The following is a 25,377-nucleotide window of genomic DNA, read 5'->3' as shown; positions in this document are numbered from 1 at the left end:
AAGACGTTCTCGTCGCCATCCGGCATTAAATCTGTGAGGTGACCGGTCGGTAACACGCCTCGCGCATCAGAATCTTCATCCCTTCCGGCCCGCTTTCCAGCATCCGTCGCTCCGAGTCTGCCACTAACAATTCACAGTCGTAGCCACCCGCAATACCAAACATGGCCCGCGCTACACAGATATCTTCCAGCGCTGCTGCCCCGTTGGTGTCAAAATGTCCAACCATACGCCCATTCTGGCGAACTACCAGCCGGTAACTCTTCATCGCGCCTCCCCTGCCGGTGGCAGAATTAATTCATCACAACCGCACTGGTGCGTCCACGTCATCACGTCCAGCACCCGCTGCGCGGCGTCGTGCGTCGCGGTCGTCAGCGCTTTCCCCAGTACAAGGCCGCTCACCAGCTCTGCACAAAACAGATCGCCAGTCCCCTTCAGATCCGTTTTCACTCGCGGATGGGCTAACACCTCAACCGTTTCAGCCGTCACCACCGCAACGTTAATAATCTCTTCGGTATCCCCCGGCGCGCTGGTTATTACCACCCATTTCAGGGTGTCAGTGAGCAGTGATTGTGCCGCCGTAATGGCTTCATCAAGCGTACGACACGGCTTTCCGCTTAGCATTTGCAGCTCGAACACATTCGGCGTCAGCCCCTGTGCCAACGGCAGCAGGTGCTGACGATAAGCTTCCGGGATTTCGGCTTTCACATACATGCCGCTATCCGTATCGCCAATCACGGGGTCGACCAAAATGCATAGGTCCGGATGCGTGGCCCGAACGGTTTCCAGCCACTGTGCCAGCAAGGCGATTTGCTCCGCGCTGCCCATGTATCCTGTTGTCACCGCCTTTAGCTCACGCAAGGCATCACGCTCGCTTAAGGCGCGGAGATAGCCGCTAAACCAGTCAGACGGAATAACGCCGCCATAAAAGGTTTCATAATGCGGGGTGTTACTGAACAGTACCGTGGGTACTGCCGTCACGCGTAATCCCTGCGCTTTAATAGCCGGAACAGCGATACTGTTGCCTACGCTGCCATATACCACCTGTGACTGGACGGCGACGATATCGGTCTGTAACGCCCGATTCGTGTCGTCAAAGAGCACTGACTGGATATCACTCTCCTGCTCCATAAATTTCTCCTCTCGCTGGACAGCGGGCCTACGCCTCACTATTATCGTCATATGCTAAAATTCATTTTGTCATAGGTCAATAATGATCGACGGAAAAACCGCTAACGAAATTTTTGACAGTATCCGTCAACATGTCACTACAGGCACGCTGGCAGCGGGAGAAACGTTGCCACCAGTGCGGGAACTGGCAACGGAATTAAACGTGAACCGCAATACTGTCGCGGCGGCTTACAAACGCCTGGTCACCTCCGGGTTGGCGCAGAGCCTGGGACGCAACGGCACGGTGATTAAGGGGATTACTGCCCCCGTTGCGCTGGAAGGTGGTAATCCGGATACCCCGCTTATCGATCTTTCCGGCGGTAATCCAGCGCCCTCGCGTCTTCCTGACCTGAGTAGTTATTTCGCAAAGATAAATAAGAATCCGCGTTTGTACGGCGATGCCGCTGTGTCACCAGGGCTTAAGGTATGGGCATCACAATGGATGCAAAATGCAATGCCCGGCAAAGGGGAAATTGATATCACCAGCGGCGCTATTGATGCTATCGAACGGCTACTGTGCGCCCATTTACTGCCTGGTGATAGCGTTGTCGTAGAAGATCCATGCTTTTTGAGCAGCATCAACATGCTGCGTTATGCTGGTTTCTCCGCCAGTCCGGCCAATGTTGACCACGAAGGCATGCTGCCGGACCAACTGGAACTCGCGCTACAGAAAGGTGCGCGGGCAGTAATTCTGACACCGCGCGCGCATAACCCCACAGGATGCAGCCTGAGCGCCTCACGGGCGGCGCAATTGCAGGAAATCCTGGCCCGCTATCCGCAGACGCTGGTGATCGTCGACGACCACTTTGCGCTGCTATCTGCTTGCCACTGGTATCCGGTGATTGCGAAGGAAACCACGCACTGGGCGATTGTCCGTTCGATGTCAAAAACGTTAGGTCCGGATTTACGCCTGGCCATCGTAGCCAGCGATCCCGTCACATCCGGGAAACTGCGTTTACGGCTCAACTCCGGTAGTCAGTGGGTCAGCCACCTGTTGCAGGATTTGGCCTGCGCCTGCCTGAGTGACGAGACTTATCAACACACGCTGGCGCAAACTCAGCAGTTTTACGCCGCCCAGCAGCAAACGTTGGCGGCAGCACTGCGGCGACATGGCATTGAGTTGCCCGTTGGTGACGGTCTGAATATGTGGCTACCGCTGGAAGATAACAGCCAGGCGATCGCTTTTGCGCTGGCAAAGTCCGGCTGGCTGGTGCGGGAAGGCGAAGTGTTTGGCGTCAACACGCCTGCCCACGGCCTGCGTATTACGCTGTCAACCTTAACTGACAGCGACATTGATAAGCTGGCGGCTGATATTCATCAGGCGCTAAAACGCTAACAGGAGAGAAAAAGTGCGAGTTCATTTTGTTATTCATGAGTCTTTCGAATCTGCTGGCGCGTATCTGCCGTGGGCCGAATCACGCGGCTATAGCGTCAGTTGGTCGCGCGTTTATGCCGGAGAAGCGGTCCCTGCGAACGCCGATGATTTCGATATGTTGGTGGTGTTTGGCGGTCCGCAGTCACCACGAACCACGCTGGCAGAGTGCCCGTACTTTGATTCTCAGGCCGAGCAGCATCTGATCAACCAGGCGATTGCGGCACGTAAAATTGTGGTAGGGATCTGCCTGGGTTCACAGTTAATCGGCGAAGCGCTGGGTGCGAAGGTGTGCCAGAGTCCGGAAAAAGAGATTGGTCACTACCCCATCGTTCTGACCGAAGCCGGTCAACAGCACCCGCTGTTCAGCCATTTCGGCTCACCGCTTACCGTCGGTCACTGGCACAACGACATGCCAGGATTAACCGACCAGGCGACCATTCTTGCTGCCAGCGAGGGCTGCCCACGACAAATCGTGCAATACGGTAATTTTGTTTATGGTTTTCAGTGCCATATGGAGTTTACGGCTGATGCTATAGAAGGGCTTATTCAACACTCCGAACAAGAACTGGCGGAAGCTAAAGGCAAGCGTTTCATCCGTTCCATTGAAGAGATGCGAGCATGGGATTATCAGCAGATGAATGAGAAACTGTGGCAATTCCTTGATAAGCTTGTGGAAAAACGTAACGATTGATTATGGCAGGCCGGATAAGACGCTTTACGTCGTCATCCGGCGCTCGTGCCGTACGTTTGCCTGATAGTGCTATGATTATCAGGCCTGAAAACTAAATCCCTAATCCCTGGTTAAAGTGCTCTTCGCCAAACACGCCGGTTGAAAGGTAGCGATCGCCGCGATCGCAGATAATAGCCACCACCACCGCTCCCGGGGTCGCGCGCGCCACACGTAACGCCCCCGCTACCGCGCCACCAGAACTGACACCACAGAAAATCCCTTCGCGAACGGCCAGTTCACGCATGGTGTTTTCCGCATCGTTCTGATGAATATCCAGCACCTCATCCACCAGCGAGGCGTTAAAAATGCCCGGCATATATTCCGCAGGCCAGCGGCGAATTCCCGGAATACTACTGCCCTCTTCCGGCTGCAGGCCAACGATAGTGACCGCTTTTTCTTGCTCACGCAGAAAACGCGACACACCGGTAATGGTGCCTGTCGTTCCCATACTGGAGACAAAGTGGGTAATACGACCTGACGTCTGCTGCCAGATTTCCGGTCCGGTGGTAGTGTAATGCGCGTACGGGTTATCCGGATTATTAAACTGATCCAGCAGCTTGCCTTCTCCACGCTGCGCCATCTCAAGGGCTAAATCGCGCGCGCCTTCCATCCCCTGCTCTTTGGTGACCAGAATCAGCTCGGCACCATAGGCGCGCATCGCCGCACGGCGCTCCTGGCTCATGTTGTCTGGCATCAGCAGCTTCATGCGGTAGCCCTTCAGCGCGGCGATCATTGCCAGCGCAATACCAGTATTACCGCTGGTCGCCTCAATCAGCACGTCGCCTGGCTTAATTTCTCCGCGCTTTTCCGCTTCGACGATCATCGACAACGCGGCGCGATCTTTCACCGAACCTGCGGGATTATTGCCTTCCAGCTTGACCCAAATTTCACTACCGTTATCCGGCGCCAGACGTTGTAATTTCACCAGAGGCGTATTGCCAATTGTTTGTTCTAATGTGTTCACGTTTTCAGCTCAATAAAAATGCCGGGTGGCGCTGTACTTACCCGGCCTACAGGTCATGCTGCACCTGGTAAGCCCGGTAAGCGCAGCGCCACCGGATGATAACTATACGAATTAACCTATCAGGCGCTTTGCGCCAGGGCAAGTTCCTCTTCCCGAGTTTCAATACGCTGGTCGCCGTTATACAGGCGCGCATTTTGCAACCCGACAAACAGACGTTCGCCGCGGCTAGGGGAATCATCGCCCTGCATGACTACCGTCAACGGTTCGTTATACCACCCCAGGGGTTGCACAACTAATTGGGTGTAGTGTCCTTTCGGGCTGGCTTCCAGCACTTGTACCGGCAACGGCGAATCCAGGCTGGTACGACGGCTCACGTCCACTTCCCACGGGCGCAGGAACAGATCCACCGGTCCCTGATAGCCAGGCGTATAACCCAGCGGCCAGCGGTGTGCGCCCACATGGAATTGGCCGCCACGAATCGTCCCCTGCAGGCGGTTAACCTCACCCATAAATTCCAGGACGAAACGAGTAGCCGGTTCGCGCCATACCTGATCCGGCGCATCAGCCTGTTCGATATGACCCTGACTCATCACCACCACGCGGTCTGCGACTTCCGTTGCTTCTTCCTGATCGTGGGTAACAAACACGCTGGTAAATTTCAGCTCTTCATGCAGCTGGCGCAGCCAGCGACGCAGCTCTTTGCGCACCTGCGCATCAAGCGCGCCAAACGGTTCGTCGAGCAGCAGGATCTGTGGCTCTACCGCCAGCGCACGCGCCAACGCCACGCGCTGTTTTTGGCCGCCGGAGAGCTGTGCCGGAAAACGGTCCGCCAGATGAGCCAGTTGAACCATTTCCAGCAGTTTGGTCACTTTTGCTTTGATGGCCGCCGCATTCGGGCGCTCACGCCGTGGCAGGACCGTCAGACCAAACGCGATATTGTCGAAAACGGTCATATGACGAAACAGCGCATAGTGCTGGAACACGAACCCCACCTTACGGTCGCGGGCGTGCAATCGGCTGACGTCGGTACCGTGAAAACGGATATGCCCGCTGGACTGATGCTCCAGCCCGGCAATAATGCGCAGCAGCGTGGTTTTGCCCGAGCCGGATGGCCCCAGCAGCGCGACCATCTGACCTGAAGGAATATCCAGCGAGATATCGTTCAGCACCTGGGTGCGACCAAAAGACTTCTTAATATTGGCAATCTCAATGCTCATGATTTTCCTCCTGCTGCGCGCGTTTTTCCTGGTTCTCCAGACGCCATTGCAACATGCTCTTCAAAAACAGGGTAATAATCGCCATCAGCGTTAATAGCGCCGCGGCGGTAAAGGAGCCGACCGTGTTGTAGTCCTGCTCCAGTAATTCAATCTGTAGCGGCAGCGATAAGGTTTCGCCGCGAATCGAGCCGGAAACCACTGACACCGCGCCAAACTCACCAATCGCACGGGCGTTGGTCAACACCACACCGTACAGCAATGCCCAACGGATATTCGGCAGCGTAACGCGGCGGAACATCTGCCAGCCGGACGCGCCCAACAGAACCGCGGCTTCATCTTCATTGCTGCCCTGGCTTAACATCACCGGCACCAGCTCACGCACCACAAACGGACAGGTCACGAATACTGTCACCAGCACCATCCCCGGCCAGGCAAACATAATTTGCAGGTTATGCTCATCCAGCCACCCACCAAGCGGGCCGTTAGAGCCGTAAAACAGCAGATAGACCAGACCGGCGACCACCGGCGAGACAGCAAATGGAATATCCAGTAACGTTAGTAGTAGTTGGCGTCCGGGGAAGTTAAAACGGGTCACCAGCCAGGCCAGCAACACACCAAACACCAGGTTCACCGGGACCGCAATCAGCGCAATCAGCACCGTCAGCCAGATGGCATGCAGCATGTCCGGATCCGCCAGGTTCTGTAATACCGGCATTAATCCCTTGCTGAACGCCTGCACGAAGATGTAAATCATCGGCACCAGCAAAATAAACGCGGATACCAGCATGCCCGTGCCGATCAGAAACCATTTCCCCCAGTTGATGCGGGGTACGCCATAGCGTTTCAATTGGGTAATGTCTGGCATCAGTGACCTACCACACGTCGACCAAAGCGACTTTGCAGAGTGTTAATTGAAAACAGCAGCAACAACGAAGCCCCGAGGATCACAGAAGCAATCGCGCTGGCGGCCGGGTAGTCAAACTCCTGCAAGCGAACAAAAATCATCAGCGAGGTCACTTCCGTTTTCCATGCGATGTTTCCGGCGATAAAAATAACCGCGCCAAACTCACCGAGGCTGCGGGTAAACGACAGCGCAACGCCCGCCACCAGCGCAGGAGACAGCTCCGGCAGCACTACTTTACGGAAACTTTGCCAGCGCGTAGCACCGAGCGTTTCAGCTGCTTCTTCATATTCCGGGCCTAACTCTTCCAGTACCGGTTGCACGGTACGCACCACAAACGGAATGCTGGTAAAGGCCATCGCTACCGCGATACCGAGCCAGGTGTAGGTCACCTTGATATCCAGCTTCGCCAGCCACTCGCCGTAGAAGCCATTAACCGAAAACAGTGACGCCAGCGTCAGACCTGCCACCGCCGTAGGCAGTGCGAACGGCAGGTCCATCAGCGCATCCAGCAGCGTACGGCCCGGAAAGCGATAGCGTGTTAAGATCCACGCCATCAGCAAACCGAACACGCCGTTAAAAATCGACGCCACAAACGCCGACAGCAGCGTCACTTTATAAGCCGCCACCACCTGCGGATTGGTAATCACATCCCAGTATTGCGCCCAGCTCATTTGCGCCAGTTGCATCACCAGCGCGCTCAGCGGCAGCAGCAATATCAGGCAGACAAACAGTAAGCTGGTGCCCAGGCTCAAAGTGAAGCCGGGCAGCACACGTCGGGAAGAAACAGCAAACATTTACTTACGCCCCGCCGCCAGCAGTTTGTCCAGCTCACCGCCGCTGACAAAGTGCGTTTTCATCACTTCAGGCCACGAGCCAAACTTATCTTCCACACGAAACAATTCGGTCTGCGGGAATTTATCTTTCAGCTTGTCCATTACCTGCGGGTTATTCACGCGGTAGTAGAAATCGGTAATGATGGTTTGCGCCTGCGGGCTGTACAGCCAGTTCAGGTAAGCTTTCGCCGCTTTTTCAGTACCGTTGGCCTGCACATTTTTATCTACCCAGGCCACCGGGAACTCCGCCAGAATGTTGACCTTCGGCACCACCACTTCGAAGCCCTGGTCTTCGTACTGTTTACGGATATTGTTCACTTCCGATTCAAAGGTAATCAGTACGTCGCCCAGACCGCGCTCCACGAAGGTGGTAGTTGCACCACGACCGCCGGTATCAAATACTTCCACGTTTTTCAGAAACTGGGTCATGAACTGTTCGGTTTTGGCTTTATCCCCACCGTCCGCTTTATCTGCCGCGCCCCACGCTGCCAGATAGGTATAGCGTGCGTTACCGGAGGTTTTCGGGTTCGGGAAAATCAGCTTCACGTCCGGGCGAACCAGATCGTTCCATTCGTGGATATTCTTCGGGTTGCCCTTACGCACCAAAAACGCCATGGTGGAATAGAATGGCGAACTGTTATTCGGCAGGCGGCTTTGCCAGTCGGCAGGGATCAGCTTGCCTTTGTCATGCAGGATCTGCACGTCGGTCACCTGGTTATAGGTCACGACGTCAGCTTTCAGCCCCTGCAAAATCGCCAACGCCTGTTTTGATGACCCGGCATGAGATTGTTTAATCGTCAGTTTGTCGCCGCCGTTATCCTTCGCCCATTGCTGTTCAAACGGCGGATTAAGGGCGGCAAACAGCTCGCGGGAAACATCGTATGAACTGTTCAGCAGTTCCGTTGCCTGCGCCTGCCCCACCAGCAACAGCATGGCTGCCAGCGTCAGTGTTCTTTTTTTCAGTAAGTTAACGGCCATTGCGCACCCTTATAAATTAAATGACTTTCTTATGGTCATCATATTTATAACCAGTGCTAAAGGAGTAACGGTTTTATATACCGTTTGATGATTTGAAAGTTGAAAAGAGAATAAGGGGTACCTCCTCCCCAGCACATGGGGAGGAGACCGGCATCAATCAGACGCCGACGCTTACGCTTTCAGGCAAAGTGCTGCCGCCATCAATCACGTTTTGCGTGCCAGTTAAATAACTGGACTCATCCGATGCCAGGAACGCCGCCAGTTCACCGACCTCAAGCGGGCAGGCCAGACGACGCATCGGGATCGCTTTCGCCATTTCGACTAAAACGGATTCAGGATCTTCCGGGTTAGACTGACGCGCAATGCTTTCCGCCATCGGCGTACGAACGTAGCCAGGGCAAATGGCATTCACGCGAATGCCGGACTGCGCATATTCTACCGCCAGGGATTTGGTCAAACCGATGATCGCGGCTTTCGACAGCGCGTAGGCCGTTTCGCCCGGGTCAGCAACCATATCGCCGGTCACCGATGACATCATCACGATGCGCCCATCTTTGCGCGCAATCATCTCCGGCAGAACGGCTTTCGTCACGTTCCAGACGCCTTTAATGTTGATATCAATGTGGAAATCGCGATCTTCATCGCTCATATCAAGGAAGTTGCCGAGGCGGCATACGCCGGCATTGTTCACCAGAATATCGATTTTGCCTTCAATCTGCTTCGCGCGCGTCACCGCTTCCTTGACCGACGCAAAATCTCTGACGTCAGCGTGAACAGCTGTGCAACGGTGCCCTCGCCCAGCCAACTCATCCGCCAGTTTTTCAATCTCATCGGAGATATCCAGCAGGATTAAGTTCGCACCATGGCGGGCAAACGTTCTGGCGATACCCTCGCCAATACCCTGAGATGCGCCCGTAATCAATGCTGTTTTGCCCGTGAGTTTTCCCATTTCAATATTCTCCTTTTGAATATGAAGCCTTCACTTCATTCACGCAGAAGATACAGCAATAACAAATTAGTGCTGAGGAATAGCTCACTAAATCAGGTTAATCTCAGGTAAAAAAAATCCCCGACGATGCGGGGATGTCTATTTCGTGGCCGATAACAGGCTCAGCTCACCATTACAGCGCCATTAAACGGTCCAGCGACGGAGCAAAGTAATAACCGCCAGTTACCGGTTTGGTGAAGCGCAGCATCGCATCACGCTTACCGTCGGTGTCACCAAACATGCTCAGCAATTGTTGTTCAATGTTGTGCAGACGAGCGCAGTAGGCGCAGAAATAGAGACCATGCGTGCCGCTGGCAGTACCGTATGGCAGGCTCTGGCGCACAATTTTCAGCCCTTTACCGTCTTCTTTTAGGTCAACACGGCTCAGGTGAGAGGTGACCGGACGGTCATCACCGTCGATCTCTTCGTTGGCTTCCTTGGTACGACCAATCATCATTTCCTGGTCATGGATGCTCATGCGATTAAGCTGCTTCAGGTTATGTTCCCAACGCTGCACAAACACATAGCTGCCACCGGCATCCACACCATCTTTAATAACGGCAACTTCACGGCGCGTTTCTTCGCCTGCCGGGTTTTCCGTACCGTCAACAAAGCCGCTGAGATCGCGCTCTTCGACCCAACGGAAACCATGGATTTCTTCTTTAACTTCAATACAGTCGCCAAATGCTTCCATTGCCGCCTGCGCAACAGAGAAATTCACGTCATGACGCAAAGAGAGAATGTGGATCAACACGTCATATTGGGTTGCTGGTGCCAGACCTTTACCGTAAGGGATAAAGTCTTTTAACTCTTCAGCACCGACGCCGCCGCTCAATGCACGCCAGGTGTTGTTGCCAAAAGCGACAACCGCGCCCAGATGCGCATCCGGGAACTTAGCTTCAAAGGTCGCCAGCTTATCGGCGAAGTTTTTGCTGGCCGCACGCAGGGCATCAACGTCGCCTTTAACATTGGCTTCAATCCAAATCGCCGCACGGCAATGTTCTGGCAAAATGCCACTCTGAACCTGAGACATTGTTCCTCCTGAAAAAAAGATGCCACGACATCGTGGCATTGATGGGCGCTATTCTACCTGTTTTTTTAACAAGCCGATTTGTTCAGACGCAAATTAACGCCGCCAGATAATTTTGCTTACTTTCCACGCTTTCAGCGTGTCGTCAGACGGCATTATATCCTCAGGCCCACTCCATTCGCCGGAAAAAATATAGCTAATATGTTGACTTCCCTCAGCTTTACACTCAACGCCCGCGCTGTCATCGCCGGTTGCTTTTTGGCAATTACCGAAAGCTTTAGTGTAAAGGTCGCTAAACGGTGTACCGATTTCGACACCCGCGGCTGACGAAATATCGTGATCTAATACATCAATACGACTGATGGTTCCCTGGCTGCCGTTGATGACTATCGCCAGCTTGTCGTCTTTCATCGCTTCATAGAAGCGCACCACATTACCGTTATCGGTCTTCATTCCGCTACGCAGGCGGTAATCACCGTCCAGCGCATCAGCAATGGCTTTTTCATCCAGCGGCGTAGCGCCCGTTAACGCTCCGACGCCCTGCTCTGTGACCTGCGTTGAAGAACCAAACCAGTTCCACGGATTGGCGGCAGACCAGTTCACCGAGGACAACGTTGAACACCCGGCCAGTAGCAGCGGCATCGCGCATAAAGTCAAACGCAGTGATTTCATTTCACTTCCTTCCTTATTTATCAACGGTGCTTGGAGTCCGGTTTCCCCAAAAAGTGCCGTTATTCTTTCTCAAGGGAAAAACAGGCACGCAGACGTTGATTGGTTAACAGCCAGATCAGCGCGACGATATCCGCCACCAGCAGCGCCAGCCCGACGCCATTGAGCGGATCGCCTGCCAGCCACATCACCGGCTGCCAGCACAGCAGCACCAGTTGAGCGAGAATCAATAATCCGCGCAGCCAGCGCCAGAGCACCGGAAACGCAAAGCGTCGCCCGCTGAGTAAAAACGCCAACACGGCGGGAACGCCGGGAAGCAACCCCAGCCAGAATGCGTCATGATCGGGATAAAACAGATTCAGTAAGGTGTTGCCCTGCTCACGGGAAGAACCGGCAATCACAAACAAAACCCAGGTGCGTGCCTGCAACAGCAGTACGCACCAGAAGAGAAAAGGCAGGCGCAGACGCCCATGACCGTCATAGTCGGCCGGATGAAACTCAGTACTCTTCATCTTCGATCAAACGCTTGCCCAGATTGAGTACATCCGCATGTTCATAGCCCAAACGTTCATACATGCCCTGTACGACGTCGTTATCGTCACGCACCATGATTTGAATCTTCGGACAACCGCGGGCAATGAGCTTTTTCTCCAGCCGGTTGAGCAGCGCATTGGCGATGCCGCGACCGCGAAACTCAGGATGCACGCCCAGGTAATAGGCGGAACCGCGATGCCCGTCGTATCCGCCCATCACCGTGCCGACCACCTCGCCGTTCACTTCAGCAACGAGGAACAAGCTGACGTCATGATTGACTTTACGTTCGATGTCCATTTCAGGGTCGTTCCATGGACGCAGCAAATCACAACGCTCCCAGAGGGTGATCACCTCTTCGAAATCTTCCTGGCGAAAAACGCGTATTTCCATGGTATTGGGTACCTTTTCAGGACGTTAAAAAGCGATTATGGCGCGAACGGCTGATTTAGCCAATATCTGACGCGAAGCGGCGGAAAAAATGGCATAATACGGAATTGTCACGTATTGAAATGAAAAGTAAAACAATTCTTATCTCGATCCGTCGCAACGGACTACGCGATACGATATAACGTTTAGAACCTTTTTTTTACAACTCAGGCCGTATGAGCACTTTTAAACCACTAAAAACACTCACATCGCGCCGCCAGGTGCTGAAAGCCGGGCTGGCCGCCCTGACGCTGTCAGGCATGTCACAAGCCATCGCTAAAGAAGAAGCGCTAAAGACCAGCAATGGACACAGCAAACCGAAAGCGAAAAAATCCGGTGCTAAGCGTGTTGTTGTCCTTGATCCGGGGCACGGAGGGATTGATACCGGCGCAATTGGTCGCAACGGCTCGAAAGAAAAGCACGTTGTGTTGGCTATTGCCAAAAACGTGCGCTCGATCCTACGTAACCAAGGGATTGATGCACGCCTGACCCGCTCCGGCGATACGTTTATTCCGCTCTACGATCGCGTCGAGATCGCCCACAAACATGGTGCCGATCTGTTCATGTCGATCCACGCCGACGGTTTTACCAATCCGAGCGCTGCGGGTGCTTCGGTCTTTGCCTTATCCAATCGCGGTGCCAGTAGCGCCATGGCGAAATATCTGTCCGATCGTGAAAACCGGGCCGATGAAGTCGCCGGAAAGAAGGCCACTGACAAAGATCATTTGTTGCAGCAGGTGCTGTTCGATCTGGTGCAAACTGACACCATAAAAAACAGCCTGACGTTAGGCTCGCATATTCTTAAGAAGATCAAGCCGGTACACCGTCTGCACAGTCGCAGCACGGAACAGGCCGCCTTCGTGGTGCTAAAATCACCTTCGATTCCGTCGGTCCTGGTCGAAACCTCGTTCATCACCAACCCGGAAGAAGAACGATTGCTGGGTACGGCGGCGTTTCGTCAGAAAATCGCCACCGCTATCGCCAATGGCATCATCAGCTATTTCCACTGGTTTGATAACCAGAAAGCACACTCGAAGAAACGTTAACCATGAAGCCCGATGCACAGCGCGTAAAACAGTTCCTGCTCAGCCTGCAGGATGAAATTTGTCAGCAGTTATCCACCGTAGACGGCAGCGAATTTGTTGAGGATAACTGGCAACGCGAAGCGGGCGGCGGCGGGCGCAGTAGGGTGTTGCGTAACGGCGGTATTTTCGAGCAAGCAGGCGTCAACTTCTCCCACGTCCACGGCGATGCAATGCCGGCCTCGGCTACCGCGCATCGCCCGGAGCTTGCCGGGCGCAGCTTTGAAGCGATGGGCGTCTCGTTGGTGGTGCACCCGCAGAATCCCTACATTCCAACCAGTCATGCCAACGTACGGTTTTTTATCGCGGAAAAACCGGGGGCCGATCCCGTGTGGTGGTTTGGCGGCGGCTTTGACTTAACGCCCTACTACGGATTTGATGAGGATGCGGTTCACTGGCATCGCACGGCGCGGGATCTGTGCCAGCCGTTTGGCGATGACGTTTATCCACGTTACAAAAAGTGGTGCGATGACTACTTCTTCCTCAAGCACCGCAACGAGCAGCGCGGCATTGGCGGGCTGTTTTTCGATGATTTGAATACCCCTGATTTCGACCACTGCTTCGCTTTTATGCAGGCGGTAGGTCAAGGATACACCGAGGCGTATCTGCCCATCGTCGAACGCCGCAAAATGATGAGCTGGGGCGAGCGCGAGCGTAATTTCCAGCTTTATCGTCGTGGGCGCTATGTGGAATTTAATCTGGTGTGGGATCGCGGCACGTTGTTCGGTTTGCAAACCGGCGGGCGCACGGAGTCGATTCTGATGTCGATGCCACCGCTGGTACGCTGGGAGTATGACTGGCAGCCGGAAGCGAACAGCCCGGAAGCTGCCCTTAGCGAGTTTATTCAGGTCCGCGACTGGGTGTAATTGCCTGATGGCGCTACGCTTATCAGGCCTACAACAACGGCAAACCCGTAGGCCGGATAAGACGCGTTAGCGTCGCATCCGGCACAATAATCTCATCATGCCCACTGGCGCATACGCTGATGCAGCGTCAACGACGGTTTCTCCGCAAACAGCTGCTGGTAGTCGGTGGCAAACTGCCCTAAATGCCAGAATCCCCACTGCATGGCGGCGTCTTTCACAGTCGCACTCTGCGACCATGGGCTTATCAACTCACGGCGCACGGCGTTCAGGCGAATACGTTTCAGCCAGGCATTCGGTCCAATACCGAGGATCGCGTGAAAGGCGTTTTGCAACGTCCGGCGGCTAACGTGCAGCTGATTGCATAAGTCGAGCACGGTCAGCGGCTCTGACATATTTTCCAGCACATATTCGCGCGCACGTGACAGCAAGCGACGATAGCTCTGATGGCTGATGCTCTCCGCAGTCATAATCGGCTGCGCTTCTTCCAGCATGGTGCCCATCGCCAGCAGCAGGTTATCCCCTAACACTTTACGCACCGCGGGTTGGTGAAGGTTTTCAGGATTCTCACTAAACGTCGCCAGCGCCTGCTGCACAAAGCCCCATAGCGCGGCTTTGTGTTGTTCTTTAACTTCCAGCGCCGACTGATTGCGCAGCATATGTAGCACCCTTTCCGGGTTATGCAGGAAGTTAGCCTGACGAGCAATGGCCTCTTCCGAAATGACGACACCCAAAATGGTGTAATCATCCGGCGTACTCAGTTCAAACTCCGTCCCGCCTGGGCGGGTGGCAATTTCAGCGCTACCCAAACACTGGGTACCAATAAATCCCTGCTCGCCGCGCGTGGCCGGAATGCCAAACCAAAATGAGTTTGGCCAGACAAGGCACGACTGACGCAGCGCCAGTCCGGTGTATTCACGGAACACCTGAATATCATCGAGCAGGATTTCCGTGAACTCGCCATGAAATTTTCCCGGATGCAGCTGGTCGTAGATCTGCTGCCAGGCGGTAATCGTCAGCGCGTGCTCATACACATCCGTTGTTCGCCGTTGGTGAACGTTGTCCACTTCCACTTTCGGCGTCAGTTTAACGTCTTCGGGTAATACTTCATGATAAAGATGGTGCAAGTTTGCAGTACGGTTCTTTTTCATGATCTTTTAAGCCGGAAGCTTCAACGAAGCCCCCGGCCCTCCGACAGGTTAATTTTTTAAGCGGTAGCGACTACTGCGTTTACGCAACGCTCCATCAGAAAAGAGCTGTTCCAGCGCATTTCTGGCTTCATCAAGTGACCAGCCAAAGTGGGCCGCCACTTCCCCTGCCGTCATTCCTTGACGGATCGATGCTAACAGCGTCAGAAGTTGTGCAGAGGATTCAGACGTCACTGGGGCGTCCTGTGTCTTCTCTGGTTTCGCTTCTGTTTTCGCTTCTGGCTTCTGTTCAGGTTTCTTCGGCTGGCGTTTAAAACCGCCGATCAGCCACTGGGTGTCATCGTCCGGCCGGCCTATTTCCTTACGGCTGATAACACGGCCCGTACGCGCTGCGGCTGCACTGCCAGCATCCAGCGCTGCGCGGCATGCCGCCAGATCGCCTTCCACCACCAGCGTCAGCCGACCAGGATCGAGCACTTCGTGGCTAAGCAGACGCACGTTCGCGGCTTTCAGCATGGCATCGGCCGCGTCCACGGCAGCCACCATGCCATCCACTTCCAGTAATCCCAGTGCATTGATCATCACTACCTCTCTTACGCGCGCTGGATTGGATTACGGGCAATATCCAGAACGGCATCGGCAAAGGCGTTACATGCGGCTTTACAAGCGGCCTGGCTACCGGTCAAAAACGCGGCTGAATAGTTAGTTTCTGACGGCGGTGGTACATAGGTCACCAGTTGTACATCGGCAGATTTCAGCGCGGCATCAATACCAAATGTCGCTTCCAGCGGCGGTGCTACCAGATACGCCATCGGATCGCCCAGTCGGCATCCCGCGGTTGCGGAGAGATACGAACCGGTACGCGAAACCACATGCGCCAGGAAGGCGGTATCTTCTGCGTCATTCGCCCACTGGAATGCCGCCCCGCTTTCAATATTGGCCACCATCGCGTCCAGACCCGCGCGAACTTCGGCCGGGTTTGGTCCACCGAGCATAATCAGCACTTCGCCCGATGTTGGAGAGGGACTGTGCGCCGCACCGGCATACAGCGAGCGGCCATAAACCACTTCGACCATTGCCTGTTTTGTCGCTTCGTCTGCGGCAATATACGCCACGTCATCAGAATCTGCTGTGATGAGTCCGAGGCTACGTATATGTGGCGGTAATTTAAGTTCGCGGGCAAAACCGTCATTTACCGAGGCAATCACACGCATTGCGGTGACTGAAGGTCTAATTAAATCTAATGCTGGCATGATGCCTCCTTAACGGGTCATATTGATGCCGGATGCTTTTTGCTCCAGCATGCGCTTGGCCAAATCCACAATCACCGCCGCCGCTTCAACCGGTGGCGTACCGCCCTGGTGAATGTTCGAGATACAGGTACGATCAGCCTCAACGGTGGTCGCCACACGCGGCGAATAGACGGCATAGCAAGAAAGACTTTCCGACTGGCCGAGGCCCGGACGTTCACCAACCAGCAGGATCATCGCTTTTGCACCCAGCAGTTCGCCGATCTGATCTTCGATTTTCACGCGCCCATAGCGAACAAAGAACGGCGTCCCGACCTTCAATCCGGCCTGTTTTAAGCCCGACAACAGCGGCGGCAGGATCTCTTCATAGTTAGCGGTAATCGCGTCGGTAGACAGGCCATCAGAAATAATCACCTGCACATCCGGATTCATTACACACTGTGATTTCAGTGCTTCAATGGCTTCCGCACTCAGACGACGCCCCATATCCGGACGCGTCAGATACAGGTTTTTGTCGCTGATTTCCGAGCGCACTTCCAGCAGCCCCTGGGCTTTTACCCACTCTTCCGGCACTTCTTTCAATACCGTATCTTTCGAACGCGAGTGGTCAGCCAGGAAACGCAGCAGCGCCTGGGTACGCGGACGAGGACCGGCACGACCGGTACATACACGCGCAGCGGTGCTACGGCGAAGTTCAGTCAACACCTCTGCACGGTGCGGATTCTCAACGCCAATCCACGCTTTGGCTTCGGCTGAGCCTAAGTCCATCGCGCAGCTTTCACCGGTCGGCGCGGCGCACTGCGTGGTGCTGCATTTTGCTGGTGCTGACGGTTCTTGAGCCTGCGGTTGAGACTCACCCATTGACGCCATTACGCTGCGTACAATTTCTTCAATCTGTTTTTGATCCATCGTGTGTCATCCCCGCGTCATCAGAAGAACAGTGACGGATCGCCCGCCCGTTTGGTCAGGCGACCGTTTGCCATAATGCCCATGGTTTCCAGCCAGCGTTCAAACTCCGGCGACGGACGCAGGTTCAGCAGCTGACGCACGGTCGCGGTGTCATGGAAGGCGGTGGTCTGATAGTTGAGCATGATGTCGTCACCGAGCGGCATGCCCATGATGTAGTTGCAGCCAGCGGTGGCGAGCAGAATCATCAGGTTTTCGTTAAGGTTCTGGTCAGCATCAGCATGGTTGGTGTAGCAGCAGTCGCAGCCCATTGAGATGCCGCTCAGCTTGCCCATAAAGTGATCTTCCAGACCCGCGCGAATAATCTGACGGTCGTTGTAGAGATACTCCGGCCCGATAAAGCCCACCACGGTGTTCACCAGGAACGGATCATAGTGGCGTGCCAGCCCGTAGTTACGCGCTTCCATCGTCACCTGATCGGCGCCAAAGTTGGCCCCCGCAGAGAGCGCAGACCCTTGCCCGGTTTCGAAGTACAGGCAGTTTTCCCCGGCGATACGGTTGAACTCAGCGCCCACTGCGCGCGCTTCATCCAGCATGGCCAGCTCAACGCCAAACTCTTTTAAGCCTTTTTCGCTACCGCAGATACTCTGGAAAATCAGCCCGCCCGGCGCGCCGCGACGAATCGCTTCGATCTGGGTAGTCACGTGTGCCAGTACGCAGCCCTGGGTCGGGATGTTGAATTTGTCGATAACGCCGTACACGGTATCCAGTACGCGGCTTAAGTTTTCCACGTCATCCGTTACCGGGTTTACGCCGATCACCGCATCGCCCGCCCCGAAGGACAGCCCTTCGTAGATTTGTGCGGCAATACTCTGCACGTCATCACGGGTGTCGTTCGGCTGCAAACGGCAGCTGAAGGTGCCCGGCAGACCGATGGTGGTATTGGCCTTTTTGATCACCGGCATTTTCTTACCGCCGTAGATCAGGTCCGCGTTAGAGCAGATTTTTGCTACCGCAGCGACCACTTCCGACGTTAACCCTTTGCGCGTAAACGCAATGTCATCAACGGAGGTTTCATCGCTCAGCACGTACTCGCGCAGCTCGCTGATACTCCAGTTTTTGATACGGTTATAGGCCGTCTCGTTGACGTCATCCTGAATCAGACGAGTAACACAGTCCTCTTCATAGGAAATCACCGGGTTATTGCGGATATCCGCCACCGTCATTTCCGACAGTACCTGCTTGGCCGCCACGCGCTCCTGCGAACTGGTTGCGGCCACTCCTGCCAGCACATCCCCCGAACGCAGTTCGTTGGCTTTTGCCAGCACCTCTTTAACATCCTTAAACTGATAAACATTGCCGAACAATGTGGTCTTTAGTTTCATAAGTCGTTCCCTCAGGAAGGAAATGCGAGTGATTTCACCGTCACCGGCACAACCGATCCGCCAAAAAGAGGCGTACCAATGTCGATATAGTCCCCCGCCCGGACAACCACCTCATCGATGACTGCCAGCGGGTGTTGCTGTAACTGTGGGCGTAACAGCATGCCCAGGGCCTTACCAAAATCCTGCTCGGCTACCACCAGCAGGGGATGCGGATTCGGATAGCGCGCGACAAAGGCCAGCAGCGCATCAATCACCTTTAACAGCGCGGCATAGCGCACCGGCAGCGAACCGGGCAGCGCCAGCACGTAGGCGTCCGTTTGCGGGTCCAGATCGAGCTGCATTAGCGCCTGTTGCCAGGCGGCCACCAAATCAGCCTCATTAACCGGAATCGCCACCGGCAGATTGCGCAGCGGAAGCGCCACACCTTCCAGCCAGATGGTGCTGCCCGAAAGCGACAGCGTATGCGCACCGGCGCCAATCACCGTGGCGCGCACGGTTTGCGCCGGGAACTGCACGTTCATCTCACGCAGGCGCGGATGTTCATGCAGTGCCGTTGCTAACAGAGGGCCAATGTCGGAAAAACAGAACGGATCGGCTGGTTGGTTGCGGTAGCACTCGCCCACCCCGCCGGACAACGTAATCACTTCCGGTTTCACACCCGCCGGTAACAGGCCGGTTTGCATCAGCGCCTGCGCCAGCGGTGATAACGTGCCGTCAATCACCTCCACAATCAGCGCCGCCATCCGTCGGGCTACCTGAACAAGCTGCGCCGCATTGAGGGTTCGGGCGTCGGTGCCCGGACCAAATACGTCATCAACAATCATCTGCCCCGGCTGATGCGCATGTACTACTCGCCCCTGGCCGTCCGTTTCCAGCAGTCGTCCGCCGACGTTGAGGCAAGCCGAACCGCTGACCTTTCCAGCATCAAACAGAACGTAGTTCGACGTACCGCCACCAATGTCGATATTCAGTACGCGGCACAACTTCTGCTCGGACAGGGTTTGTGCCCCCGCACCGTGACCGGCAATCACCGATTCCAGATGCGGTCCGGCGCTGGCCACCACAAAATCCCCCAGCGACTGAGAGAGCGCCATCACCGCCGGGCGCGCATTACGGGTTTTGGCACTTTCTCCGGTGATGATGATCGCGCCGGAATCGACAGTCTCAGGTGCAATACCCGCCGCCTGATACTGGGCGAGGATCAGCGCCTTAAGTTCGGCCTCTTTCAACCCGCCCTGCTTATCAACGGGGGTAAAGAACACCGGGCTTTGCCAGCTAATTTCGCGTTTGATGAATTCGTAGCGCGGCACCTGCGACACTGCCGCACGGTTGACTAACTCAAGGCGCGAGAAAATCACCTGAGTGGTAGTGGTGCCGATATCGATACCGACGCTCAGTAGCTGGCGAGTATTCACGATTGCGCCTCCGGGTTGGTTTCTACTTCTGCTGGCACATCTTCATCTTTCGGTACCAACAGCATAGCCACACCAATCGCCGTCACGCCGCCAATCAACTTGCCGACAATCATCGGGAAGATCATCGCGTTCATGTTGGCAGCGGCGAAGCCTAAGTGGTCACCCAGTGCAAAGGCCGCGGAGACCGCGAAGGCGCAGTTGATCACTTTGCCGCGGGTATCCATATTCTTCATCATGCCGAACATTGGGATGTTGTTCGCCAGCGTCGCAACCATACCGGCAGCCGCAATATTATTGATTTTTAACAGGTTACCGACGCTCATCAGCGGTTTTTCAAACCAGCGGGTCAGCAGCAGTACCATTGGGTACGCACCGAGCAGTACGCAGGAAATAGAACCGATAACTTCGATGGCACGCATCACTTCACCTGGCTTGTCGCCCGGAGCCATGAAGATAGGATCAAGACCTGGGATTAGCTCCCAGCCGAGCAGGAATTTGACCACTGCTGCTGCCAGGCCGATGGTGATCAGCGCCACCAGGAATTTCGCGAAGATCTGGAAGCCGTTGATCATTTTTTCCGGGATGAATTTCAGTCCCAGCGCCACCAGCACAGCCACGATCAGCACGGGGATCATATTCATCAGGATCAGCGCGAAGGTGAACTCCACCGGCTGTCCGTTGATTTCGACGCCGGAGTACATCGCAATCAAACCGCCCGCAATACAACCAATCGGAATGGTGACAATACCCGCCAGCACGCCCAGCGCCAGATAACGACGGTCAGACGGTTCAATAATCCCCAGCGCAACCGGAATGGAGAAGACCAGCGTCGGCCCCATCATCGCCCCGAGGATCAGGCCAGAGTACAGCCACGCCGCAACGTCGCCGCCCGCCAGTTCTTTCGCCAGGAAGAAGCCGCCCATATCGCACGCCAGCAGCGTTCCGGCGAACATCGACGGATTCGCGCCCAGCATTTCATACAGCGGAATAATCACCGGCCCGAGCACATGCGCCAGAACCGGTGCCAGCGCGGTCATACCAACCATCGCCAGACCCAACGCGCCCATCGCCATAAAACCTTCTTCAAACTGGCCGCCCGATCCCTCAATACTCTTACCGAACTTACCGAGGAAGCGTGCCGAACCGCCGAACTGCGACAGGATCCTGTCCACGGCGGCAATCAGCATAAAGAACATCATGATGTACATGATGATTTCGTTAATTCCCATAGCCCCTACTCCCTGTCATTTGTGATTTGTAGGCCGGATAAGACGTTTACGTCGCCTCCGGCATTAACGCCGTGTTATTGCCGGATGGTGGTGCGAGCACCTTATCCGGCCTACAGGCATTACCCGGCAGCCGCGTACAGGTCGATGATCTGTGCCTGCGTGGCGATGCGTGGGTTACTGCGAATACAAATATCCTCCAGCGCGGCGTGAGCCCATGCGCTGTACTGCTCGGGCTTTGCCCCAACGTCAGAGAGTCGTTTGGTCTGGCCCACTTCGCTAATCAACTCGCTGACCGCGTTGATAGCATCACGATCGTCCGATTTCTTGTTGGTTAACGCGCGTCCGATATGGCTAAAGCGCTCACGACACACCATGCGGTTGAACCCCATTACCGTGGGAAGCAGCATGGCGTTAGCCTGTCCGTGTGGAATGTGCAACGTCGCCCCCGGCTGGTGCGCCATCGCATGGCACAGGCCAAGCCCAGCGCTGGAAAACGCCATCCCGGCCATACAGGAAGCCAGCAGCATGCTTTCGCGCGCAGCCAGATCCTGACCGTAGCCGACGGCCTTCGGCAGCGATTTACCGATCATCGCTATCGCACCAATCGCCAGGCTGTCGGTAAACGGCGTCGCGTTCAGTGCGCTATACGCTTCAACGGCGTGCGTCAGTGCATCAATCCCGGTCATCGCCGTTACGTGTGCAGGCACGCCTTCCGTCAATGCGGCGTCAAGGATCGCCACATCCGGCATCAGGGTTGCGTGGGCCAGCACTTTTTTGAGTCCGGTCGCGGCGTCGATAATCACCGTGACGTTCGTGGTTTCTGAGCCCGTTCCGGCGGTAGTCGGTACGGCAATCAGCGGCAGACGCGGGCGTAACACGCTGCGCTCGTCCATGTCAGCCAGCGTCTGAGTAGGATTGGTCACCAGCAACGCCACTGCCTTGGCGGCATCCAGCACGGAACCGCCACCGAAAGCCACGACGCCGTCGCACTTTGATTCACGCAGTTGCGCGACTGCCGCGCAGACGTCCGTAATGCACGGTTCACCTACCGGACATGGCCACAGCGTCATTGCCACACCTTTCATCGCCAGGCTGCGCTCCAGTGCCGCGGTCATCCCCGCCTGATGCAGAAAGCTGTCAACCATGACGAACATATGCGTCAGTCCGCGCGTTTGTGCTTCCTGTCCGCAGGTACTAAGCGCTCCCAGTCCACATAACGTAACCGGGGGAACGCTAAACGTTTTTACGCGTTGCAGATTCAGGGTATCGAATGCCTGAAAGAGCGCGGTCTGCAATTCAGCTTGCATAGATTCCTTCCGCTTTTTCTTTTCCGCTGTTTGCAATCGCCAGCGGAGTCATAAACAGGCTGTGCTGGGGTAAATGCACCTGCAGTTCCGGGAAACGCTTACGGAACAGTTCATCAACACCTGGCTGCATACAGGAGCCACCCGCCAGCCACAAATCAGCGACATCCTGTCCGGCAATATGGTGCGCCACGATTTCCGCCATCTTTTCGTAGACAGGCTTCACCACCGGCCAGATTTCTTTGCCATTGCTGCGCTTGTACTGCTCGGCTTCTTCCAACTGGATACGACGGTTCCCGGCCAGCGTCAGAGAGATATGGTGCCCGCCGGTCGCTTCATCAGCGGAGTAAGTCACTTTGCCCTGTTTAACAATCGCAATCCCGGTAGTGCCACCACCAATATCCACCACGCCGGCGTTATCAAGCTGCAACAGATCCGCCACCGCGGTTGGTTCGTCGAGGACATGGCTCACTTCAAGCCCGGCAGACTCCAGCACGTTAATAGAGATGCGTGGGTCAGTTCCCGGTGGAAACGAGGTTGCCGCATGGGTAAAACGGCAACCCAGTTGTTGTTCGAGCGTATCGAGATGGCGACGAACGATGGTCACCGCACCAAAGAAATCCCAAACGATGCCATCGCGCACGACATCGGCCCAGTCCAGGCAAACCGCGACCGGCTGTCCGTCACTGTCCACAACCATCGACACCACATCACACGTTCCCAAATCAATGCCCAACCACAGCGGTGAATCGCTCTTTGCGGGCGTCTGGTTACATAGCGTTGCCGCTTTTAGCAGTCTGGGTGTCAACCAACGTTGTTCGTCGTGCGCCATCTCATTTACTCCTTATACAATTCTGAAGGCGTCTACCAACACACAGCGACGCAGACGCACAAACGTACGCGCACTGGTCACCCCTTCCCCGGTTGGTGTGGTAATAGTCATCGTGGTCCAGCCTTCACCGCCCAGTCCAAGACCGGCAATGCACGGTCCGTTCTTAACGAAGATGCTGGTATCAATGGCGTTTGCCATACGGTTCATATTTTCGATATTGCGTGAGTGCATCGCCGCCGTATGGTGGCAGCCGCCTTCCAGCTTGACCGCCAGTTCAATGGCTTCATCGACGTTGGCAACCCGCACGACCGGCAGCACCGGCATCATCAGTTCGGTAACGGCAAACGGATGCGTCGCGGAGGTTTCGACGAATAACAGACGGGTTTGCTCCGGTACGTTCAGACCAATCGCCGCAGCGATTTTTCCGGCATCGCGCCCGACCCAGTCACGACTGACTGTGCCTTTACCGCGCTCATCGATATTTTTCAGCAGCACCGGCTGCAGCTGTTCGGCCTGAGCCGCGGTCAGTTTCACCGCATGCTGGCTTTCCATCAGACGCATCAGTTCATCAGCGACGCTATCGACCACGATCAGCACTTTTTCGTCGGCGCAGATGATGTTGTTATCAAACGATGCACCTTTGACTATCGACTGCGCCGCACGTACCAGGTCAGCCGTTTCATCAACCACCACTGGCGGATTACCCGCACCAGCGGCAATCAGACGTTTGTTGGTGTGCTTACGCGCGGCGTCTACTACGGCTTCACCACCGGTCACTACCAGCAGGCCGATACCTGGGTACTTGAACAGACGCTGGGCAGTCTCGATATCCGGGTTGGCAACGGTGACCAACAGGTTTGCCGGACCGCCTGCGGCAACCACCGCCTGGTTAAGCAGAGTGATAGCGCGCTGAGAGACTTTTTTCGCCGCCGGATGCGGTGCGAAGACCACGCTGTTACCAGCGGCAATCAGGCTGATGGCGTTGTTAATGACGGTCGCGGCCGGGTTGGTGGATGGGGTTACCGAGGCCACCACGCCCCACGGTGCGTTTTCAATCAGCGTCAGACCGTTATCGCCGGTCAGAACCTGTGGAGACAGGCATTCCACACCCGGCGTGCCGCGCGCCTGCGCCACGTTTTTGGCAAATTTATCTTCGACGCGTCCCATGCCGGTTTCAGTGACGGCAAGTTCCGCTAATTCTCTGGCGTGCTTTTCGCCCGCCTCACGTAGAGCCGTGATAGCCAGTTGGCGCATGGCGACGCTTTTCAACCCCTGCTGGGCCAGTTTTGCTGCCGCCACTGCGTCATCCAGGGAGGCAAAAACGCCCATTTCTTGAACGGCACTGACGGGTTGGCTGCTGTCTTTCATTTTCAGCAGTACCGCTTTCACGACCTGTTCAATATCCTGTTGATTCATGATTTTCTGCCTTATTTATGGAAGATCACCTGACCACCTGCCACCACTTCATCGACAATGCCAATCACGCACAGATCGACAGGCGATGATTCATTCCGGTGCGCCTGACGGGCGGAGCTTCCGCTGACCAGCAGCACCCACTCTCCGGTTCCCGCCCCGATGCTGTCGATAGCAACAGCACATTGCCCGTCGGGATTTCCCTGGGCGTCAATCATTTCCACCATCAGCAACTTGTCGTGCGCGAGCCCCTGATGGCGTACGGTACAAACAATTTGTCCTGTAACGATTGCCAGTTTCATACGCGCCTCCGTGGCATATTTCAGGTAAAACCTCCCCCTACCCTCCGCAGAAGGTAATGTGAAAAGGAGAGAGGGTGACGCCAGCAATGAAGTCTGTGGCGTCACATGGACGACTTACATGTCGTTGCTGTCGCCTTTAAAGCTGATCGGGAACACTTCTTCCAGATCGCCGTGCGGACGTGGGATCACGTGTACTGAAACCAGCTCGCCAATACGCTGTGCAGCCGCAGCACCTGCGTCCGTTGCGGCTTTACATGCCGCTACGTCGCCACGGACCATGGCAGTGACCAGACCGCCACCGATCTGCTTCACGCCAACCAGTTTCACGCGTGCCGCTTTAACCATTGCGTCAGAAGCCTCAATCAGTGCAACCAGGCCCCGGGTTTCAATCATTCCTAATGCTTCCATTGTGTTTTCCTCTCATTAAGGGGTC

28 protein-coding genes are annotated in these 25,377 nt (G+C 55.5%); 4 read left to right on the top strand and 24 right to left on the bottom strand.

Annotated features, from left to right (window positions below; genetic code table 11):
• Window positions 1–25 precede the first annotated feature (25 nt).
• Window positions 26–265 (bottom strand): hypothetical protein, encoded by a 240-nt coding sequence (locus tag OGX90_RS07615; protein WP_008785406.1) that lies wholly within the window; start codon window positions 263–265, stop codon window positions 26–28.
• A complete protein-coding gene (pdxK, locus tag OGX90_RS07610; RefSeq protein WP_198803178.1) occupies window positions 262–1,128 on the bottom strand; it encodes a pyridoxine/pyridoxal/pyridoxamine kinase in 867 nt (288 codons plus the stop codon). The genes OGX90_RS07615 and pdxK overlap by 4 nt, the downstream gene beginning before the upstream one ends.
• 82 nt (window positions 1,129–1,210) lie before the next feature.
• Here pdxK and ptsJ point away from each other — a divergent pair, with 82 nt between their 5' ends.
• Window positions 1,211–2,503, top strand: a complete 1,293-nt coding sequence (gene ptsJ, locus OGX90_RS07605) for a MocR-like B6 salvage transcription factor PtsJ (protein WP_286623459.1) — start codon at window positions 1,211–1,213, stop codon at window positions 2,501–2,503.
• A 13-nt stretch (window positions 2,504–2,516) separates the two neighbouring features.
• On the top strand, window positions 2,517–3,233 hold the full coding sequence (locus tag OGX90_RS07600; protein ID WP_048234763.1) for a type 1 glutamine amidotransferase: 717 nt from the start codon (window positions 2,517–2,519) through the stop codon (window positions 3,231–3,233).
• A 91-nt stretch (window positions 3,234–3,324) separates the two neighbouring features.
• Here the strand turns inward: OGX90_RS07600 and cysM are convergent, their stop codons facing one another.
• The 10 genes from cysM to OGX90_RS07550 form a co-directional block, all read right to left on the bottom strand.
• Window positions 3,325–4,236, bottom strand: a complete 912-nt coding sequence (gene cysM / locus OGX90_RS07595; RefSeq protein ID WP_003835014.1) for a cysteine synthase CysM — start codon at window positions 4,234–4,236, stop codon at window positions 3,325–3,327.
• A 119-nt stretch (window positions 4,237–4,355) separates the two neighbouring features.
• Complete coding sequence (gene cysA / locus OGX90_RS07590; protein ID WP_060683459.1) at window positions 4,356–5,453, bottom strand: sulfate/thiosulfate ABC transporter ATP-binding protein CysA; 1,098 nt, start codon at window positions 5,451–5,453, stop codon at window positions 4,356–4,358.
• Window positions 5,443–6,318: a sulfate/thiosulfate ABC transporter permease CysW gene (gene cysW, locus OGX90_RS07585; protein ID WP_286623458.1), complete on the bottom strand. Its 876-nt coding sequence runs from the start codon at window positions 6,316–6,318 to the stop codon at window positions 5,443–5,445. Before cysW ends, cysA begins: the two co-directional genes overlap by 11 nt.
• Window positions 6,318–7,151 (bottom strand): sulfate/thiosulfate ABC transporter permease CysT, encoded by an 834-nt coding sequence (gene cysT, locus OGX90_RS07580; RefSeq protein WP_003038061.1) that lies wholly within the window; start codon window positions 7,149–7,151, stop codon window positions 6,318–6,320. The genes cysW and cysT overlap by 1 nt, the downstream gene beginning before the upstream one ends.
• On the bottom strand, window positions 7,152–8,168 hold the full coding sequence (cysP, locus tag OGX90_RS07575; protein ID WP_003835019.1) for a thiosulfate/sulfate ABC transporter substrate-binding protein CysP: 1,017 nt from the start codon (window positions 8,166–8,168) through the stop codon (window positions 7,152–7,154).
• 157 nt (window positions 8,169–8,325) lie between these two features.
• On the bottom strand, window positions 8,326–9,117 hold the full coding sequence (gene ucpA, locus OGX90_RS07570) for an SDR family oxidoreductase UcpA (RefSeq protein ID WP_003835020.1): 792 nt from the start codon (window positions 9,115–9,117) through the stop codon (window positions 8,326–8,328).
• Between the two features lie 172 nt (window positions 9,118–9,289).
• On the bottom strand, window positions 9,290–10,189 hold the full coding sequence (gene yfeX / locus OGX90_RS07565) for a porphyrinogen peroxidase (RefSeq protein ID WP_048234761.1): 900 nt from the start codon (window positions 10,187–10,189) through the stop codon (window positions 9,290–9,292).
• 93 nt (window positions 10,190–10,282) lie between these two features.
• Window positions 10,283–10,858: an RpoE-regulated lipoprotein gene (locus OGX90_RS07560; RefSeq protein ID WP_048215807.1), complete on the bottom strand. Its 576-nt coding sequence runs from the start codon at window positions 10,856–10,858 to the stop codon at window positions 10,283–10,285.
• A 59-nt stretch (window positions 10,859–10,917) separates the two neighbouring features.
• Complete coding sequence (locus OGX90_RS07555) at window positions 10,918–11,367, bottom strand: DUF2919 domain-containing protein (protein WP_008785415.1); 450 nt, start codon at window positions 11,365–11,367, stop codon at window positions 10,918–10,920.
• A complete protein-coding gene (locus tag OGX90_RS07550; RefSeq protein ID WP_003038048.1) occupies window positions 11,354–11,779 on the bottom strand; it encodes a GNAT family acetyltransferase in 426 nt (141 codons plus the stop codon). Before OGX90_RS07550 ends, OGX90_RS07555 begins: the two co-directional genes overlap by 14 nt.
• Before the next feature lie 212 nt (window positions 11,780–11,991).
• Between OGX90_RS07550 and amiA the strand changes: the two genes are divergently transcribed.
• Both amiA and hemF read left to right on the top strand, forming a co-directional pair.
• Complete coding sequence (amiA, locus tag OGX90_RS07545; protein ID WP_003038046.1) at window positions 11,992–12,861, top strand: N-acetylmuramoyl-L-alanine amidase AmiA; 870 nt, start codon at window positions 11,992–11,994, stop codon at window positions 12,859–12,861.
• A gap of 2 nt (window positions 12,862–12,863) precedes the next feature.
• On the top strand, window positions 12,864–13,763 hold the full coding sequence (gene hemF, locus OGX90_RS07540; RefSeq protein WP_048224960.1) for an oxygen-dependent coproporphyrinogen oxidase: 900 nt from the start codon (window positions 12,864–12,866) through the stop codon (window positions 13,761–13,763).
• Between the two features lie 95 nt (window positions 13,764–13,858).
• Here hemF and eutR read toward each other — a convergent pair whose 3' ends face one another.
• The 12 genes from eutR to eutM all read right to left on the bottom strand — a co-directional run bounded on the left by eutR (window position 13,859) and on the right by eutM (window position 25,352).
• Window positions 13,859–14,911: an HTH-type transcriptional regulator EutR gene (gene eutR, locus OGX90_RS07535; RefSeq protein ID WP_003835032.1), complete on the bottom strand. Its 1,053-nt coding sequence runs from the start codon at window positions 14,909–14,911 to the stop codon at window positions 13,859–13,861.
• Between the two features lie 48 nt (window positions 14,912–14,959).
• Window positions 14,960–15,490, bottom strand: a complete 531-nt coding sequence (gene eutK / locus OGX90_RS07530) for an ethanolamine utilization microcompartment protein EutK (protein WP_286623455.1) — start codon at window positions 15,488–15,490, stop codon at window positions 14,960–14,962.
• Window positions 15,491–15,501: 11 nt separating this feature from the next.
• A complete protein-coding gene (eutL, locus tag OGX90_RS07525; protein WP_003838537.1) occupies window positions 15,502–16,161 on the bottom strand; it encodes an ethanolamine utilization microcompartment protein EutL in 660 nt (219 codons plus the stop codon).
• Window positions 16,162–16,170: 9 nt separating this feature from the next.
• The gene (gene eutC / locus OGX90_RS07520; RefSeq protein ID WP_286623454.1) at window positions 16,171–17,067 is read right to left on the bottom strand and encodes an ethanolamine ammonia-lyase subunit EutC; all 897 of its coding nucleotides are present in this window, start codon (window positions 17,065–17,067) and stop codon (window positions 16,171–16,173) included.
• Between the two features lie 20 nt (window positions 17,068–17,087).
• Complete coding sequence (gene eutB, locus OGX90_RS07515; protein WP_003038029.1) at window positions 17,088–18,449, bottom strand: ethanolamine ammonia-lyase subunit alpha; 1,362 nt, start codon at window positions 18,447–18,449, stop codon at window positions 17,088–17,090.
• Between the two features lie 11 nt (window positions 18,450–18,460).
• Window positions 18,461–19,864, bottom strand: coding sequence for an ethanolamine ammonia-lyase reactivating factor EutA (gene eutA / locus OGX90_RS07510; protein ID WP_286623452.1), 1,404 nt, complete (start codon window positions 19,862–19,864; stop codon window positions 18,461–18,463).
• The gene (eutH, locus tag OGX90_RS07505; protein WP_003835043.1) at window positions 19,861–21,093 is read right to left on the bottom strand and encodes an ethanolamine utilization protein EutH; all 1,233 of its coding nucleotides are present in this window, start codon (window positions 21,091–21,093) and stop codon (window positions 19,861–19,863) included. The genes eutA and eutH overlap by 4 nt, the downstream gene beginning before the upstream one ends.
• Before the next feature lie 119 nt (window positions 21,094–21,212).
• On the bottom strand, window positions 21,213–22,400 hold the full coding sequence (gene eutG / locus OGX90_RS07500) for an ethanolamine utilization ethanol dehydrogenase EutG (RefSeq protein WP_286623450.1): 1,188 nt from the start codon (window positions 22,398–22,400) through the stop codon (window positions 21,213–21,215).
• A complete protein-coding gene (eutJ, locus tag OGX90_RS07495; protein ID WP_048234757.1) occupies window positions 22,390–23,229 on the bottom strand; it encodes an ethanolamine utilization protein EutJ in 840 nt (279 codons plus the stop codon). Before eutJ ends, eutG begins: the two co-directional genes overlap by 11 nt.
• A gap of 12 nt (window positions 23,230–23,241) precedes the next feature.
• On the bottom strand, window positions 23,242–24,645 hold the full coding sequence (locus tag OGX90_RS07490; RefSeq protein ID WP_286623448.1) for an aldehyde dehydrogenase family protein: 1,404 nt from the start codon (window positions 24,643–24,645) through the stop codon (window positions 23,242–23,244).
• Between the two features lie 11 nt (window positions 24,646–24,656).
• Window positions 24,657–24,944 carry an ethanolamine utilization microcompartment protein EutN gene (eutN, locus tag OGX90_RS07485; protein WP_003038011.1) on the bottom strand — a complete coding sequence of 96 codons (288 nt, stop codon included), beginning with the start codon at window positions 24,942–24,944 and terminating at the stop codon, window positions 24,657–24,659.
• Between the two features lie 114 nt (window positions 24,945–25,058).
• Window positions 25,059–25,352 carry an ethanolamine utilization microcompartment protein EutM gene (eutM, locus tag OGX90_RS07480; protein ID WP_003835054.1) on the bottom strand — a complete coding sequence of 98 codons (294 nt, stop codon included), beginning with the start codon at window positions 25,350–25,352 and terminating at the stop codon, window positions 25,059–25,061.
• Between the last annotated feature and the right edge of the window lie 25 nt (window positions 25,353–25,377).

The organism is Citrobacter sp. Cpo012 (genome assembly GCF_030333015.1).
In the GTDB taxonomy this organism is placed as follows: domain Bacteria; phylum Pseudomonadota; class Gammaproteobacteria; order Enterobacterales; family Enterobacteriaceae; genus Citrobacter; species Citrobacter portucalensis.
The sequence above is the reverse complement of the archived record's forward strand: the minus strand, read 5'-3'. Positions and strand labels throughout refer to the sequence as shown.

Bases quoted from the DNA above. Each gene is read 5' to 3' on its own strand.
- cysP (WP_003835019.1), bottom strand. From the start codon at position 8,168: ATGGCCGTTAACTTACTGAAAAAAAGAACACTGACGCTGGCAGCCATG.
- eutM (WP_003835054.1), bottom strand. From the start codon at position 25,352: ATGGAAGCATTAGGAATGATTGAAACCCGGGGCCTGGTTGCACTGATT.
- eutR (WP_003835032.1), bottom strand. From the start codon at position 14,911: ATGAAAAAGAACCGTACTGCAAACTTGCACCATCTTTATCATGAAGTA.
- OGX90_RS07560 (WP_048215807.1), bottom strand. From the start codon at position 10,858: ATGAAATCACTGCGTTTGACTTTATGCGCGATGCCGCTGCTACTGGCC.
- eutK (WP_286623455.1), bottom strand. From the start codon at position 15,490: ATGATCAATGCACTGGGATTACTGGAAGTGGATGGCATGGTGGCTGCC.
- eutH (WP_003835043.1), bottom strand. From the start codon at position 21,093: ATGGGAATTAACGAAATCATCATGTACATCATGATGTTCTTTATGCTG.
- eutB (WP_003038029.1), bottom strand. From the start codon at position 18,449: ATGAAACTAAAGACCACATTGTTCGGCAATGTTTATCAGTTTAAGGAT.
- OGX90_RS07550 (WP_003038048.1), bottom strand. From the start codon at position 11,779: ATGGAAATACGCGTTTTTCGCCAGGAAGATTTCGAAGAGGTGATCACC.
- ucpA (WP_003835020.1), bottom strand. From the start codon at position 9,117: ATGGGAAAACTCACGGGCAAAACAGCATTGATTACGGGCGCATCTCAG.
- cysW (WP_286623458.1), bottom strand. From the start codon at position 6,318: ATGCCAGACATTACCCAATTGAAACGCTATGGCGTACCCCGCATCAAC.
- OGX90_RS07615 (WP_008785406.1), bottom strand. From the start codon at position 265: ATGAAGAGTTACCGGCTGGTAGTTCGCCAGAATGGGCGTATGGTTGGA.
- eutC (WP_286623454.1), bottom strand. From the start codon at position 17,067: ATGGATCAAAAACAGATTGAAGAAATTGTACGCAGCGTAATGGCGTCA.
- cysT (WP_003038061.1), bottom strand. From the start codon at position 7,151: ATGTTTGCTGTTTCTTCCCGACGTGTGCTGCCCGGCTTCACTTTGAGC.
- hemF (WP_048224960.1), top strand. From the start codon at position 12,864: ATGAAGCCCGATGCACAGCGCGTAAAACAGTTCCTGCTCAGCCTGCAG.
- OGX90_RS07555 (WP_008785415.1), bottom strand. From the start codon at position 11,367: ATGAAGAGTACTGAGTTTCATCCGGCCGACTATGACGGTCATGGGCGT.
- eutN (WP_003038011.1), bottom strand. From the start codon at position 24,944: ATGAAACTGGCAATCGTTACAGGACAAATTGTTTGTACCGTACGCCAT.
- cysA (WP_060683459.1), bottom strand. From the start codon at position 5,453: ATGAGCATTGAGATTGCCAATATTAAGAAGTCTTTTGGTCGCACCCAG.
- ptsJ (WP_286623459.1), top strand. From the start codon at position 1,211: ATGATCGACGGAAAAACCGCTAACGAAATTTTTGACAGTATCCGTCAA.
- eutL (WP_003838537.1), bottom strand. From the start codon at position 16,161: ATGCCAGCATTAGATTTAATTAGACCTTCAGTCACCGCAATGCGTGTG.
- pdxK (WP_198803178.1), bottom strand. From the start codon at position 1,128: ATGGAGCAGGAGAGTGATATCCAGTCAGTGCTCTTTGACGACACGAAT.
- OGX90_RS07490 (WP_286623448.1), bottom strand. From the start codon at position 24,645: ATGAATCAACAGGATATTGAACAGGTCGTGAAAGCGGTACTGCTGAAA.
- amiA (WP_003038046.1), top strand. From the start codon at position 11,992: ATGAGCACTTTTAAACCACTAAAAACACTCACATCGCGCCGCCAGGTG.
- eutG (WP_286623450.1), bottom strand. From the start codon at position 22,400: ATGCAAGCTGAATTGCAGACCGCGCTCTTTCAGGCATTCGATACCCTG.
- yfeX (WP_048234761.1), bottom strand. From the start codon at position 10,189: ATGTCTCAGGTTCAGAGTGGCATTTTGCCAGAACATTGCCGTGCGGCG.
- eutJ (WP_048234757.1), bottom strand. From the start codon at position 23,229: ATGGCGCACGACGAACAACGTTGGTTGACACCCAGACTGCTAAAAGCG.